This window comes from Nostoc sp. (assembly GCF_036917415.1).
Taxonomy (GTDB): domain Bacteria; phylum Cyanobacteriota; class Cyanobacteriia; order Cyanobacteriales; family Nostocaceae; genus Nostoc.
In genome coordinates, this window is the sequence record NZ_JBALDJ010000062.1 from 30,289 (window position 1) to 45,695 (window position 15,407).

14 protein-coding genes and 1 tRNA gene are annotated in these 15,407 nt (G+C 43.8%); 8 read left to right on the top strand and 7 right to left on the bottom strand.

Features of this window, described 5'->3' with window-relative positions; genetic code table 11:
- Window positions 1–69 precede the first annotated feature (69 nt).
- The gene (locus V7K41_RS12240; RefSeq protein WP_334848493.1) at window positions 70–492 is read right to left on the bottom strand and encodes a Uma2 family endonuclease; all 423 of its coding nucleotides are present in this window, start codon (window positions 490–492) and stop codon (window positions 70–72) included.
- 137 nt (window positions 493–629) lie between these two features.
- A complete protein-coding gene (locus V7K41_RS12245) occupies window positions 630–911 on the bottom strand; it encodes a hypothetical protein (protein WP_334848429.1) in 282 nt (93 codons plus the stop codon).
- A 193-nt stretch (window positions 912–1,104) separates the two neighbouring features.
- On the opposite strand from V7K41_RS12245, the gene sat reads away from it, so the two are divergent.
- The gene (gene sat / locus V7K41_RS12250; protein ID WP_334848431.1) at window positions 1,105–2,283 is read left to right on the top strand and encodes a sulfate adenylyltransferase; all 1,179 of its coding nucleotides are present in this window, start codon (window positions 1,105–1,107) and stop codon (window positions 2,281–2,283) included.
- Window positions 2,284–2,429: 146 nt separating this feature from the next.
- Window positions 2,430–4,535, top strand: coding sequence for a caspase family protein (locus V7K41_RS12255; RefSeq protein WP_334848433.1), 2,106 nt, complete (start codon window positions 2,430–2,432; stop codon window positions 4,533–4,535).
- Window positions 4,536–4,554: 19 nt separating this feature from the next.
- Here V7K41_RS12255 and hisC read toward each other — a convergent pair whose 3' ends face one another.
- The 4 genes from hisC to V7K41_RS12275 all read right to left on the bottom strand — a co-directional run bounded on the left by hisC (window position 4,555) and on the right by V7K41_RS12275 (window position 7,278).
- A complete protein-coding gene (hisC, locus tag V7K41_RS12260; protein ID WP_334848434.1) occupies window positions 4,555–5,604 on the bottom strand; it encodes a histidinol-phosphate transaminase in 1,050 nt (349 codons plus the stop codon).
- Window positions 5,605–5,870: 266 nt separating this feature from the next.
- A tRNA-Val gene (locus V7K41_RS12265) sits at window positions 5,871–5,942 on the bottom strand.
- 450 nt (window positions 5,943–6,392) lie between these two features.
- The gene (locus tag V7K41_RS12270; protein ID WP_334848436.1) at window positions 6,393–6,821 is read right to left on the bottom strand and encodes a DUF1499 domain-containing protein; all 429 of its coding nucleotides are present in this window, start codon (window positions 6,819–6,821) and stop codon (window positions 6,393–6,395) included.
- A gap of 217 nt (window positions 6,822–7,038) precedes the next feature.
- Complete coding sequence (locus tag V7K41_RS12275) at window positions 7,039–7,278, bottom strand: hypothetical protein (RefSeq protein ID WP_334848437.1); 240 nt, start codon at window positions 7,276–7,278, stop codon at window positions 7,039–7,041.
- 24 nt (window positions 7,279–7,302) lie between these two features.
- Here V7K41_RS12275 and V7K41_RS12280 point away from each other — a divergent pair, with 24 nt between their 5' ends.
- From V7K41_RS12280 to opcA, 5 genes are all read left to right on the top strand, one after another.
- A complete protein-coding gene (locus V7K41_RS12280) occupies window positions 7,303–7,566 on the top strand; it encodes a hypothetical protein (protein WP_334848439.1) in 264 nt (87 codons plus the stop codon).
- Window positions 7,567–8,055: 489 nt separating this feature from the next.
- A complete protein-coding gene (gene fbp / locus V7K41_RS12285; RefSeq protein WP_334848441.1) occupies window positions 8,056–9,105 on the top strand; it encodes a class 1 fructose-bisphosphatase in 1,050 nt (349 codons plus the stop codon).
- A 421-nt stretch (window positions 9,106–9,526) separates the two neighbouring features.
- The gene (gene tal, locus V7K41_RS12290; protein ID WP_334848443.1) at window positions 9,527–10,672 is read left to right on the top strand and encodes a transaldolase; all 1,146 of its coding nucleotides are present in this window, start codon (window positions 9,527–9,529) and stop codon (window positions 10,670–10,672) included.
- 141 nt (window positions 10,673–10,813) lie between these two features.
- Window positions 10,814–12,343 carry a glucose-6-phosphate dehydrogenase gene (zwf, locus tag V7K41_RS12295; protein ID WP_334848445.1) on the top strand — a complete coding sequence of 510 codons (1,530 nt, stop codon included), beginning with the start codon at window positions 10,814–10,816 and terminating at the stop codon, window positions 12,341–12,343.
- A 94-nt stretch (window positions 12,344–12,437) separates the two neighbouring features.
- Entirely contained in the window at window positions 12,438–13,820 is a 1,383-nt protein-coding gene (gene opcA, locus V7K41_RS12300; protein ID WP_334848447.1) for a glucose-6-phosphate dehydrogenase assembly protein OpcA, read from the top strand.
- Window positions 13,821–14,033: 213 nt separating this feature from the next.
- Here opcA and V7K41_RS12305 read toward each other — a convergent pair whose 3' ends face one another.
- Window positions 14,034–15,056: an aromatic ring-hydroxylating dioxygenase subunit alpha gene (locus V7K41_RS12305; protein ID WP_334848449.1), complete on the bottom strand. Its 1,023-nt coding sequence runs from the start codon at window positions 15,054–15,056 to the stop codon at window positions 14,034–14,036.
- A gap of 125 nt (window positions 15,057–15,181) precedes the next feature.
- Here V7K41_RS12305 and V7K41_RS12310 point away from each other — a divergent pair, with 125 nt between their 5' ends.
- Window positions 15,182–15,400: a hypothetical protein gene (locus V7K41_RS12310; RefSeq protein WP_334848451.1), complete on the top strand. Its 219-nt coding sequence runs from the start codon at window positions 15,182–15,184 to the stop codon at window positions 15,398–15,400.
- Window positions 15,401–15,407 lie beyond the last annotated feature (7 nt).

Below are 15,407 nucleotides of genomic sequence, written 5' to 3' on the forward strand. Positions count from 1 at the left end.
ATTTATTGCCATACTTGGCTCAATGAGCAGAAGCGATACCTGCGGCGAACTAAATCTACGTACTCTCTATCAAAAACTACTTCTATCTAATGCCCCTTCAAACTCTTTCAAAGCTTGTACGGTTCCTACTTGCCAAGCTTGTTCAACTGTAGCGGCAATAATTTGAGTTAGAGGGATATTTGGAAAGTTAAGACTGTTATCAGATTCGATGTAATGTCCATCTCTGAGTAAATAAATTCTCAGCTTTTTACTATCGTAAATCCATAGTTCTGGAACAGCGATCGCTTCGTAAGCATCAAGAGTTATTTTTGATGTCACATCTGTTTTAATTGCCAAATCAGCAGGTGGATCGTTTGGTTCCAGTTTGCGACGACCAATCATTCTTTGGTAATTTTGGATGTAGAAGCAAGCATCTGGTTCTACCCCCGCTATATTTTCCCGCTTAAAGGTGGTTGAAACAAAGGGTTCATAACTTTTTCCGGCGATCTTCACCAAGATTTTTACAATATCCGAAATTAACCCTCTTTAATCACTATCGGTAGATAAAAACCTAAAACCCTTATTTTTCATGACTTTTATCAATTTAGACGTAGGTTGGGTTGAGGAACGAAACCCAACACCCAAAGACCTTAGAAAAGTTGGGTTTCACTTTGTTCAACCCAACCTACATTTATTTTTCTTTCCCCAAAGTGATAGAAGAGGGTTAAGTCCTTTGATTTTTCGTGTTCGGGTAGAGGAACCATAATTTCTAACGTAGACTTGCTATAAGCAACTCGTAGCGATCGCTTTTCCCCCAGTTCTTGCAAAATAGACTCGAATTCCTGCCAGCTTATATCTTGAATAGACACTGTACTACCAGGTGCTAGCCGCATTTGGCTAACAGGTTTAACAACGGGGGATACAGCAGTCATAAGCATTTTCCTTATAAAGGAACTATTCTCAAACTTGAGGCGGGATTAGCTTTAGCGTAACCTAATCAGATCGCTTACAGGCTAGTTGCAAAATTTTCCTCCATTCCCCAAACTCTTTTTCTCTCAGTACCAGCATTTGATAAGTTAGTACATAATCTGAAACAATAACAGTTAATACAAAGAGGGGATTACGTTGAGTCACAATCTAGATGCCATAGCCCCCCACGGTGGACAGTTGGTTAACCGTATCGCCACACCAGAACAAAGGGCAGAGTTTCTCTCAAAAGCTGACTTTTTGCCGCGAGTGCAACTTGACGATCGCGCCGTTTCCGATCTAGAAATGATTGCGATCGGTGCTTTTAGTCCACTGACGGGTTTTATGAACCAGGAAGACTACGATCGCACTGTGACAGAAATGCGATTAGCTAACGGTCTTGTGTGGTCAATCCCGATTACACTATCGGTCAGTGAAGAAGTAGCTTCACCGTTGCTAGAAGGCGGCTTAATCCGTCTGGATAACTCGATAGGCGAATTTATCGGAGTTTTGCAACTTACGCAAAAATATCACTACGACAAAATCCGCGAAGCAATAAAAGTCTACCGTACTAATGATGTCAATCATCCTGGCGTGCAAGTACTCTATAACCAAGGTACTGTAAATCTGGCGGGTGATATTTGGTTGTTGCAACGCGAACCTCATCCCCAGTTTCCCACTTACCAAATCGATCCATCTGCCTCACGGCAACTATTTCAAGACAAGGGTTGGAAAACCATCGTCGGCTTTCAAACTCGCAACCCCATCCACCGCGCCCATGAATATATTCAAAAGTGCGCCTTAGAAATCGTTGATGGTCTATTTTTGCACCCATTAGTCGGGGCGACAAAAGAGGACGATATTGCTGCTGACGTGCGGATGCGCTGCTATGAAATTTTGCTAGAACATTACTACCCCTTAGACCGGGTAACTTTGGCAATTAATCCAGCTGCAATGCGTTATGCTGGGCCTCGTGAGGCTATATTCCATGCTTTAGTCCGCAAAAACTACGGCTGTACTCACTTTATCGTTGGACGAGATCATGCTGGTGTCGGTGACTATTACGGCACTTACGATGCTCAGTATATCTTTGATGAATTTGCGCCAAGTGAATTAGGCATTGTGCCGATGAAATTTGAACACGCTTTTTACTGCACGCGCACTAAGCAGATGGCAACATCTAAAACCAGTCCCAGCAGGCCAGAAGAACGCATTCACCTATCAGGCACAAAAGTTAGGCAAATGCTGCGGCGAGGTGAATTACCTCCACCAGAATTTTCCCGTCCAGAGGTAGCAGCAGAGTTGGCGCGGGCAATGCGGATAGAAGTAACGGCTTAGGGCATTGGGCATTGGGCATTGGGCATTGGTTATAAATTATTCTCCCCTGCCCCCCTGCCCCTCCACTCCCCACATTTTTATAACTTTACAATACAGAGTTCAGCCCTGTAAGCTGCTAACTGATAGCTGAGGGCTGATAGCTAATTATGAAACGTCGCACGTTTTTACAGAGAATTGGCTCAATACTCGCGATATTGGGGATAACTGAAGCTGAGTGGTTGTCTTTGGGAAATCGCTATTATCAAGCTTTGGCACAACCCAGTCCGCGTAAGTTGGCATTGTTAATAGGTATTAACCAATACCCAAAAACCCCAGCCCTCAGTGGTTGTCTGACGGATGTGGAACTACAAAGAGAACTTTTGATTCATCGCTTTGGCTTCCAAGGGTCAGATATTCTAACCTTAACTGAGGAAGAAGCTAGTAGGGAATTCATTGAGACGGCTTTTTTGGATCGCTTGGTTAAGCAAGCTAAACCTGATGATCTGATCGTCTTTCACTTTAGCGGTTATGGCAGCCGTGTCAAATTGGAGACATCGCCAGATATAATGCAAAATGCTCTGGTGTCAGCTAATGCCAGTTTCAGATCACAAGATGAAAAAATAGTCAACTATATATTAGAAGAAACTCTACTGCTATTATTGCGCTCGCTCTCTACAGATCGAGTCACAGCAGTATTAGATACTAGCTATTATGCGCCAACCCCAGTATTAGGATTAAAAAGTCGCGCCCTTCCAGAATCAGTAGCAAAGCTAGCAGCAGAAGAACTCGACTTTCTCCAACAACTTAAAACTCAGAAGTTACCCAGCACGCCGATTGTTTTAGCAGCTACCTCAAATCCCAAACAGTCGGCGAGGGAAGAACTCTTTTCTGGTTTTAGTGCTGGGTTATTTACCTACGCCTTGACGCAGTATTTGTGGGAATTCACCCCAACTACCAGAATTCAAGTCGCCCTCTCCTATATGGAAAATTCTCTATCCAAATTGGGTAGTAAACAGCAACCAGCGTTATTAAGCAGTCAAAAAAATCAACATCTAACGTCTCTATCGCCAGACGGTATTATTGGTGCAGAAGGCGCAGTGACAGCAATTGAAGAAGACGGCAAAACAGTCCATCTGTGGTTAGCAGGATTACCGCCACAAGTGCTGCTATACTACGGAGTTAATTCTCGATTCACCTTAGCAACAACAACAGAAGAATTAGTATTGCGATCGCGGACTGGGTTAACAGCAAAAGCGCAAATTTCCCAAATTGAAGGTGTATCCCTACAAGTCGGGCAACTTGTCCAAGAAGCAGTCCGGGTTTTAGCCCGAAAGATCCATTTAATAATTGCTTTAGATACTGGATTGGAAAGAATTGAGCGCGTAGACGCTACAAGTGCCTTTGCTGCATTTCCCTATGTCTCCACCGTAGTTATAGGAGAAAAACCAGCTGATTATCTATTTGCCAAACTACAGCAAACACCTAGTCGCTATGGTCTATTTTCTCTTAGTGGCGAACTAATTTCCAATGCCACGGGGGAAGCAGGAGAAGCAGTAAAATCAACAGTGCAAAAGTTAGCGCCAAAATTATCAACCTTGTTAGCAGCTAAGTTATGGCGACTGACAGAAAATCAAGGTTCTTCCCGCTTGCCTCTCAAGACAACCTTAGAAATAATTAACAACATATCGCCTCGCGTTATCATGCAGCGCGAGACAGTACGAACTTTCAAAACAGAAACTTCGATTCAAAAATTACTTCCTACTCCGATTGTGCCTATCGGTAGTCAAATACAATATCGGGTAGAAAACCAGAGCGATCGCCCAGTATATTTAATCTTGCTGGGATTAAACAATAATCATACAGCGATCGCCTTCTATTCTTGGGAAACCCCCGAAGAACCAAACACTGCGGACACCAAGCCTGTCCTTAAACAAGTCGTCATCTCTCCAGGTGAAACCCTCACCCTACCCCAAACTAATACTGCTTCCGAATGGGTGATTTCAGGGCCAGCTTCTGAGTGCGAACACCAACTGATTTTTAGTACAGCCCCCTTTAACGGAACTCTCGCCGCCTTGAACCCTGCCAAGTATTCCACAGCCGAAGAAGGGCCAATTAGCCCATTGTTGAATTCTTTAGACGTTGTACAAGCTTTGCTACAGGACTTACATAACGCTAGTGCCCTCAAAACAGATATGAACGGCACAGCAGCCGATTCACATAGCTTGGATGTGAATAATTGGGCAAGTCTTAGCTTTAGTTTTCAAGTGCTGTAAGTTAAGTGGGTGTGAATAACTAAAGGTTTGTAGTTAGTGCCTCTACTAAAGCCTGATTTTGCTCATCTGTCCCAACAGTGATGCGTAATTTATCATCTAGTCCGGGCTGCTTGAAATAGCGGATTAAAATTCCCTGTTCCTTGAGTTTTTGATAGAGATATTCTGCGTTTCCTTCTCTTGGCTGTGCCAGCAAAAAGTTAGCTTGGGAATCCCAGATATGAAAACCTAATTGTTTCAAGTCTGTTGCTAACTTAGTCCGTGATGCTTTAATCTTGGCTACACAAGCATTTTTATAAGCTTGGTCAGTGATGGCAGCCGTGCCAATTGCACAAGCGATCGCATCAATGTTATAGCTATCTTTAACCTTAAACAATCCCTGCAACAGTTTGGGATTCGCCACCCCAAAGCCTAATCGCAATCCTGCCAACGAGTACCCCTTAGATAGTGTCCGAATCACGATGACGTTTTCGTATTCCTTAACCAAAGCTAATGCATTCTCTTCAGTAAAATCTATGTATGCTTCATCGATCGCTAAAACTCCAGATAAATGGCTGGCTAATTTTCGCAAGTCACTTGTTGCTACCAGATGCCCCGATGGACTATTGGGCGACGCAATAAATGTCACAGCCCCATTGGCAGCAACTAATTCTTCCAAAGGTAAACTGTAGTCTTTGCTGTAGGGAATCTCAATAATTTCCGCCGCTTGCATTTCTGTTAATGTGCGATATAGCACGTAACTAGGCATCGGATAAACTACCTTCTTCCCAGGTTCTGCACAAGCTCGAATTACTACACTCAACAATTCGTCACTGCCATTTCCGACAATTATCCAATCACTAGGAACTTCTAAAACTTTACTTGCAGCTTGCCGAAACTCCCCCCCAAAAGGTTCTGGATACCGCCGCAACCATTCACCATCAATATTCTGTAGCACAGCTAATGCCGCAGGAGAAGGAGGATAGGGGTTCTCATTGCTATTAAGTTTAATAATTTGTGTACCGCGTTGAGGCTGCTCACCAGGAACATAGCTAGCCATTGCATCAACATTGGAGCGAAAGTAGTTGGTCATAGGGCATTGGGAATTGGATAGGATTTCTACGACGGGCTACGCTTACGCACCTCATAGCGTATCTTAAGCAAATTTCAACCCGCAATTTATGACGATATCGTTTTTTGTTGTTTACATCAGAAAATAGGGCTTTATAAATTACGAATGTGGTATTTTCTAATACGGCATTGCAGCGTCCATTCTTTTTCCCCTATAAGCGCATCTTAATCTGGGGGGCGTATTTAAGAAACTGACGCTAGTTAGCTGAAAACTTTATTGTGTATAAGTGGGCGATACTGGATTTGAACCAGTGACCCCATCCGTGTGAAGGATGTGCGCTACCCCTGTGCTAATCGCCCAAGACTTTTTATATTACCATAATTTACTAAATAGCAACGGAAAACGTAACCTGAAATGCCAAAGGCTTAGTTGTTGCGCCTACACTTTTGACGTTATTTTTCATCATTGGCGTATGTCACGCAAGGACTGTCAATTATGAGTGCTGGCTCAAATGAATTGCAGAAAATGACAGTAGAACAATTAACCCCAAATTCGTCAGGGTGAATGCACTTTATCGCTTCTTCTACTAAGGTATGGAAAGCACAATCATTGCAGATAGTCTGACATTTCCCTACTAAGTATAAATTTTTAAATGGTATAGCCGTTCTCGGTTGAGTGAGGTACACCCGTAAGGGCACGGCACTGCCGTGCCCTTACACTTCGCGATTAATCTTGTACCGCATCTGAATGGGAACCGCTATATTGCCATCGCATCTCTATCAGTTAAATGAGAACAAGTAGCGACAAAATCAAATGTTTAAATCGCGTAGAGCCAGACGAATTTGCTCGCTTCGCCTGCGGTTGACACCAAGATCGGACTCTCCTACACGAGATGCCGATCGCAGATGAATTACTGACTCATTAGGAGGTAAATAAAATTCTACATCATCAACAAATTGGAAGATGCGGCTTTTAGAAAGAGCGTGGATGTAATTATCTGTTTGTTCTACAATTTCTGTACGGGGAACAACGCTGAGAACTTTTAGTAAGATTTCTCTAGCTGCATTGCGGTCTACATGATAAGGAATCGGGTCAATGGCGTGTTTGGCATCTGCGTTTTGACTGACAACACAGTTGTTTGAAGCCGGACAACAACTAAGATGATCGTTATCAACTCCCAAGCTAGAAGCAGCCCAAGTAGCCCCAGGAAGTATTAAACTACTATAGGACTTACGCAAAAACCCTTTCAAACTCTCATTTCTCCGTGACCTCTGCGTCCTCTGTGGTTCGTTTTCCGTTACCTGTGCGTAAGTCCTATACTAATCAAAGTTAAGAGTATTGCAAAAGCGATACTCCGCAAGAATCGCTGTCGGCACGCTCTTAACAGACGGGACATAATGAATTTACTCCTTTTGTTCGGTTATTTCGAGTGAGTACTGAGAGTTACGATTCGCTCTACAGATTATCATCTATCCAGCCACACTCTGAGTTTGGGCAATCCCAATGCACCCGCGCCGACCAGTCCCTTTTGCCATTATTGCTGCCAATAACGGAATCAAGCCAAAAAAGTGACCAATAATTCAGATTTCCATTGACTACGAACCCAAAATCATTAGCAGGGGGTGCTACTGCATTCCCTAGTGATTCCAGCTTTGACTCAGAAGAATTGGCTGGTATCGGCTTTGTTGTGGTCAATCTTAGAAAGTTTGATGGTTGTAGATGAACATAGGAATAATCCAGCCTTACAGTAACGGGTTTTTAGAAGTTGTACCAGAGAGCGATTATTGGCAGATTGCAGCTATACACATCAATGGCCAAGCCTACTGCCCTACTCCTCAGCTTTATCGATCGGAAAAAGTGGCATTAGCAAAAGCTACACAAATTTATGATTGGATAGCTAACCACGAACACCAAATCAGCGATCGGGCTTACTACTGCTCTGAATTGAAACTCATCCTATGGCAGCAACCAAAAGTATCTTAGTACAGCATTTCATTAATTTGTAGTGAATTAAATTTGGCAATACCTTGCAATGCCAATGCGTCCCGATACAATGTTAATGCGTGCCCCTGCAATGCCAATGCGTCCCTCTGCAATGCCAATGCGTGCCCCTGCAATGCCATTGCATCCCAATACAATGCCAATGCGCCCCCCTGCATTAAAAACGCTACGCTTTTACGCAAAATTGTACTTAGTTAACCGGGGAGATTGCTTGCCTTAGAGGTTGTTTGAAAAGTATTTCACTGTGATTTTATGCACTTTTAGATCCCTCCTAACCCACGCCAGTCGCTCCACTTGGGAAGACCCCAAGACCGCGCTGGGTTGCAGGGGTCACTGAAGATTCATTTCTTTAGTTTATCTAAAGTCGCATCTAAGTTATCAAATTACCTTTCTAAGATAGAAGCAGCAACTATAAGTTGCTATAGATGACTAAAATCCAATTAATAGCTAGTGGCTGCGGAGAACATAAAAATGGCTAAAGCGCCAGAATCTTTAGACTTATCTACCTACGATGTTACAGACAGAGCTTTAGATCGTGACTGTACAACTTTATCTCGTCACGTCCTCCAACAACTTCAGAGTTTTTCGCCAGATGCACAGGATTTAAGTGCGCTAATGAATCGCATCGCCCTGGCTGGGAAACTGGTTGCTCGTCGCATGAGTCGCGCTGGTTTAATGGAAGGCGTTCTCGGATTTACTGGGGAAGTTAATGTCCAAGGCGAATCCGTCAAAAAGATGGATGTCTATGCCAATGATGTATTTATCTCAGTTTTTAAGCAAAGCGGCTTAGTTTGTCGCCTAGCTTCTGAGGAAATGGAAAAACCCTACTATATCCCAGAAAATTGCCCCATTGGTCGCTATACCCTGCTGTATGACCCAATTGATGGTTCATCCAACACTGATAATAATCTCAGCTTAGGTTCCATTTTCGCCATTCGCCAACAAGAAGGAACTGATAGCGATGGTAAGGCAACCGATCTCCTCACTAATGGACGTAAGCAACTCGCTGCGGGATACATCCTGTATGGGCCCTGCACGATGTTGGTTTATACTATAGGTAAAGGCGTTCATTCTTTTGTCCTCGATCCCAGCTTAGGAGAATTTATTCTCACAGAAGAGAATATCCGCATTCCTAACCACGGTTCTGTTTACAGCGTGAACGAGGGTAACTTTTGGCAGTGGGAAGAATCGATTCGAGAATACATTCGTTACGTTCATCGCACAGAAGGCTACAGCGCTCGTTATAGCGGCGCAATGGTAAGCGACATCCATAGAATTTTAGTTCAAGGCGGCGTGTTTCTTTACCCAGGTACAATTCAAAATCCAGAAGGAAAATTACGCTTGCTTTATGAAACGGCTCCTCTGGCCTTTTTGATTGAGCAAGCTGGCGGCCGTGCTACTACAGGACTGGTAAATATCTTGGATGTAGTGCCAAAAAAACTGCATCAGCGCACGCCTTTAATTATTGGTAGCAAAGAGGATGTCGCAAAGGTGGAGTCTTTTATTCAAAACGGACACTAGTGCCGCAAGTCAAAAGTCAAAAGTCACTCATGCTTTAATTTTCGGCTTTCTGGCTGTAATGAAATGGTAAGTTTATTTCTGCCGACATTTATGAGTGTAAAAAGGCACAATGCAGGAGCAAAATAAAGCTTTTTGAACTTTTTTCGACTGAATAGTTATTTTTGCCATGCTGCACTAGAAGACGGGAACAGAAGTATCAAGGATGCATCTAGCATCTGGCATTAATTAAAAGTTAATCATGGTGATTTAGGATTGGGAATGCAGAATAGCACTTTTTAAAGATGTATTAAAGATTATCTCAACTGGCCGATGCAATCAGTGATTGGCAACGCCACAATTCAAAAGTCACCATCAACATTTGATGTGTTTTGCCAACTTCACTTGGAAACATCACTATATAGGAGTGAAACAATTTAGGGCTATGGCTACTAATCATCTACTAGAAATTAACCAATACGGTCAAAGTATCTGGATGGATAATTTGACCCGTGACATTATTCAATCAGGCGAACTCAAAAAACTGGTTGAAAATCAAGGGATCTCTGGGATTACCTCTAACCCAGCGATTTTTGAAAAAGCGATCGCAGGTAACGTCATTTATGATGGCGATATCGAAGCTGGAGTTCGGGCTGGCTTACCCATAGACAAAATTTACGAATCCTTAGTTTTTGCAGATATCCGTAATGCCTGTGATATTTTACGCCCTGTTTATGAAGCCTCGAATAGACTAGATGGTTATGTGAGTATCGAAGTACCGCCAACCATTGCCCATGATACTGAAGCAACAATAGCCGAAGCCCGACGCTATTTCCAAGAAATTAATCGGGAAAATCTGATGATTAAAATTCCCGGTACAGAACCTGGTTTGCCAGCAGTGGAGCAGGTAATAGCCGAAGGGATGAATGTTAATATCACGTTGCTGTTTTCTGTAGAAAGCTACATCAACACAGCTTGGGCTTATATTCGTGGCTTAGAAAAACGGGTGGCTGAAGGTAAAGATATCAGTAAAATTGCTTCAGTCGCTAGCTTCTTCCTCAGCCGGATCGATAGCAACATTGACGGCAAGATTGATGCTAAGTTGAAAAAAGGCGTTGATGATATTGCCGTGGAAGCAAAGCTAAGATCTGTTAAAGGGAAAATAGCGATCGCTAACGCTAAGATTGCGTACCAGGAATACAAGAAAATTATCGAGAGCGATCGTTGGAAAGCTTTGGTAGAAAAAGGGGCCACAGTACAGCGGCTACTTTGGGCCAGCACCAGCACCAAAGACCCCAACTACAGAGACGTAATGTACATTGAAGAGTTGATTGGCCGTGATACCGTCAACACCGTACCACCAGCGACGATAAAAGCTTGTGCCGATCATTGTAACGTAGGCGATCGCTTAGAAACAGATGTAGAAAATGCTTACACGCTGATCGAAAACCTCAAAGATCCCGACATCAACATCGATCTCGATACTGTAATGGATGAACTGTTAGTCGATGGTATTGACAAGTTTATCCAGCCCTTCCAGTCCTTGATGAACTCTTTAGAAGAAAAGATCAAGGTATTGTCACCAGTGTAGGGACTAGGGACTGGTGACTGGGGACTGGGGACTGGGGACTGGTAAATAATTTTCCTAATACCCAATACCCAATACCCAATACCCAGTCCCTAATACCCAGTCCCCAATCTCAAAACCCAAAATCCAAAATCCAAAATTGTTATGGTTAGTCTGCTAGAAAATCCCTTGCGCGTTGGTCTGCAACAACAAAGGATGCCTGAACCCCAGATTATTGTCATTTTTGGCGCTTCTGGCGATCTCACTTGGCGCAAACTAGTGCCAGCACTTTATAAATTGCGGCGAGAACGGCGTATTCCCCCAGAAACTACGATTGTCGGTGTGGCACGTCGAGAATGGAGCCATGAGTACTTCCGCCAACAAATGCAAAAGGGCATGGAAGAGGCACATCCTAATGTCGATTTAGGGGAACTCTGGCAAGATTTCTCTCAAGGTCTGTTCTACAGTCCTGGGGATATAGACAACCCCGAAGGTTACCAAAAACTGAAAAATTTATTGAGTGAATTAGACGAAAAACGGGGCACGCGAGGGAATCGTATGTTCTACCTCTCGGTTGCCCCCTCATTCTTTCCCGAAGCGATTAAGCAATTAGGAAGCGCCGGGATGCTAGAAGATGCCTACAAACATCGTCTAGTAATTGAAAAACCCTTTGGTCGGGACTTGGCTTCAGCCCAGAGCCTTAACCAAGTGGTACAGAAATTTTGCAAAGAAAACCAAGTATACCGCATTGACCACTACTTGGGTAAAGAAACAGTCCAAAATTTGCTGGTGTTTCGTTTTGCCAATGCGATTTTTGAGCCGTTGTGGAATCGTCAATTTGTTGACCACGTGCAAATAACCGTGGCAGAAACTGTAGGCGTGGAAGACCGGGCTGGTTACTATGAAAGCGTTGGCGCATTAAGGGATATGTTGCAAAACCACTTAATGCAACTTTACTGCCTAACGGCGATGGAAGCACCCAACGCAATGGATGCCGACAGCATCCGCACAGAAAAAGTGAAGGTACTCCAAGCTACTCGTCTAGCTGATGTTCACAATCTGTCGCGGTCAGCAGTACGCGGTCAGTATAGTGCTGGCTGGATGAAGGGTGAAGCAGCGCCAGGGTATCGGACAGAACCAGGCGTTAATGCCAACTCGACAACGCCCACCTATGTAGCTATGAAGTTTTTGGTAGACAATTGGCGCTGGCAAGGTGTTCCCTTCTACCTGCGTACTGGTAAGCGGATGCCGAAAAAAGTCAGTGAGATTTCCATCCACTTCCGCGAAGTTCCGTCTCGGATGTTCCAATCTGCCGCCCAACAGACAAACGCCAATATTTTGACGATGCGGATTCAGCCGAATGAAGGTATTTCCCTGCGTTTTGATGTGAAAATGCCGGGGGCAGAATTCCGTACCCGTTCCGTTGACATGGACTTTAGTTATGGTTCCTTTGGCATCCAAGCAACATCTGATGCCTACGATCGCTTATTCCTTGATTGTATGATGGGCGATCAAACATTGTTCACACGGGCGGACGAAGTAGAAGCCGCTTGGCAGGTGGTAACGCCAGCCCTTTCTGTTTGGGATGCACCCGCCGACGCAAATACTATTCCCCAGTATGAAGCTGGTACCTGGGAACCAGCAGAAGCAGAATTCTTAATTAACCAGGATGGCCGTCGTTGGCGCAGACTGTAAATATTAGTCATTAGTCATTAGTCACTAGTAAAAACAAATGACAAATGACGAATGACAAAATCCAAAATCCAAAATCCAAAATCCAAAATTTCCTATGGCTCCCCAAGCTTCTACAATTTATTCACTTCAGGCGCCAAAAGATATTTCGCTTAACGAAATAGATACGGAACTGAATCAAATTTGGCAAAGTTACGGTATGACTGGCGAGGACGGTGGACTTCCTGCTGCTACTCGGGCCACGACATTTACCTTAGTGGTTTACGAACCAGAAGAAACCCAGTATCTATTGGCTACTTTGGGATTTTACAACGGCCCGCTTGACGGCATTTTAGGACCTCAGATGGTAGCTGCTTTGCGGCAAGTGCAGACAAAATATGCACTGCCAAATACTGGAACAGCAACACCTGAAACCCTGGCTATCTTGAGAGAAGAATTCATCAAACGTCAAGGAAACAGCGCTACAGGAGACAATGGTTCTATTGAACTTCCCAGCTTAAGCTTAAATGCCCCAAGCCCCAGAATTGCCGACGAAATCGCCCTCCGCAACCCTTGCCGCATCATTGCGCTATTTCCCATTACTGGCGAAGATAAAGGGGTCAAGGCTCAAGTTTCTGCCTATTGCCCGATCCAAAAGCAATCGTCAAGTACACTAATTTGCTGCGAATACATAACTCTTAGTGGAACTGCTGCTGCCTTGGAACGGGTAGGGGGGATGATTCCAGCCTTGTTAATTGGCGGCTTACCAAAGTTTCTTTGGTGGAAAGCAACACCAGACCCCAATAATACTCTATTCAAGCGGTTGGCAGACGTCTGCAATAATGTGATTGTGGATTCTTGCCGCTTTAACGAGCCAGAAAGTGATTTACTCCACCTCCAAGAATTGGTGGAAAGTGGGGTTCCCCTGGCTGACCTCAACTGGCGTCGTCTCTCAGCATGGGAGGAATTGACAGCTGAAGCTTACGACTCACCTCATCGTCGGGCTGCCCTTCGGGAAGTTGACCGAGTAACTATTGATTACGAAAAAGGCAACCCTGCACAAGCATTATTGTTTTTGGGTTGGTTGGCAAGTCGTCTAGAATGGCAGCCAGTTTCCTATAAAAAGGAAACTGGAGATTATGATATCACTCGCATTAACTTTATTGCCCAAGACCAACGGCAAATAGAAGCCGAATTAGCGGGTGTTCCCCTTGCTGATGTGGGTGAGATTGCTGGCGACTTGATTGCTTTGCGCCTCAGTTCGACCAATCCGAAGGCAGACTGTGGTACAGTAATTTGCTCGGAAACTGGTGGTTGTATGCGCATGGAAACCCACGGCGGCGCTCAATCTGCTGGTCTGTTTCAACAGGTGACTTCACTTTCTGAACAAAAGGCGGAAGCATTGCTGAGTCAGCAAGTACAACGCTGGGGTCACGAGTCACTTTTTGAAGAAAGTCTGGGAGTGACAGCGAATATTTTCAAATTGGAAACAAATAGTTAGTTTCGTTTGGAAAGCATAAAATTTACCAAAATTGCGAAAATCAAACACCAACTCTTCAGATTTTTGGATATTTCAATCATCTGGAGGGTTTTTCTCTTGTGTGTACACCGTAGCCGATTCTCTGGGGAGGGGATTAAGGGGTGGCGGGCAATGACTGTGGGAATCATAACTAATTATCAGGACATGATATTGTTGATTAATTACGAATTATTCTTAAACCCAAAATGTAACTTTTACTGATTGATTTGGCAATAAACGCGGATCTTCTCCACGAGATATAGCTGTCATAATTGACTCTACAAATATATGAATTGTGTCCGCAGGCGTATTATAAAATTGTGTCCCGTATTTAGCGATCGCTTCCCCCTGAATACCCAAAATTTCCACGTCTTGGCGGATAATGTGTTGAGCAGTCCACCGCACAAAAGGACGTGCTAATTTATTCCAGATACCATAATTGTAGGTGACATCGGTGTAAACTAGAGTTGAATTATCGGTTTCTGGAATAGATTGACTGGTAATGAACAAATGGCGATTCTGTGCCATTTTATATTCCACAGAGGTAATATTTGGCATATAAAAGCGATCGCTATGTTTAATCTCTGCACCCTGCAAATTCAAAAAACGGCTGTACCATCCCAAATTACTGTTTTCGTTGCGATACTCCACCAAAACCGAACCATTCCACCGTTCTACAGTCATCTCTAACTTTTGTTGACGGGAAGTACGGAAAACACCAGGATGAACAAAAGCCGTATGGGGAATATCAATAAAGTTCTCCGCACAATTAGTAACATTATTAGCAAAACGGTTAATTACCCGTACCGTCTCCCATCCTGTTTGTCCGTAGTGAGGCATAGAAAAGGGTTCAAAATCAACCTTTGGGGTATCGGCTAACCGCACATAAACATAGCCATCTTGTTCTTTGGTAGCGTAACACTTGGCTCGACGCTGTGGGGAAGGTTTGAAGTCATTTCCTTCGGCTGGAACAGCAATAACATTCCCAACCCCGTCGTATACCCAACCATGATAGGGACATTGTAAAGCACCATCACAGATTTTACCTGTTGATAGACGGCTATTGCGGTGTAAACAGCGATCGCGCAAAGCTACGGGTTGTCCATCTTCACCGCGAAATATCGCTAACCATTCTCCTAAAATGCTACGTGATAATACCTTATTAGGTTGTAGTTGTTTGCTGAGTGCGACAATATACCAAAAGTCTGCAAATTGCATGGTGGGTGGGAGAGAGCGATCGTATTTAAATTATGACAACCTCTTAAGAGAACATTACTGTATTTACCGCCCCAGGAGCACCAATTTACAATTAAAGGTGAGATAGCCTCAGATGGAGAATTATAATGACATTGCAAGAATTGCAAAAGCAGGCATTGCAGTTACCAATTAGCGATCGCTGGGCATTAGTTCAGATCCTTTTGGAGTCCCTACAGCAAGAAACTAGTTCTGAATTGAAAAAGGGTAATTTGTCTCGACTGCGAGGGATTGCAAAAGGTACAGAAATATCAAGTGAAAATGTTGAAGTAGATTATGTTAACTATCTCACTGAAAAATATCAATAATGCGAAT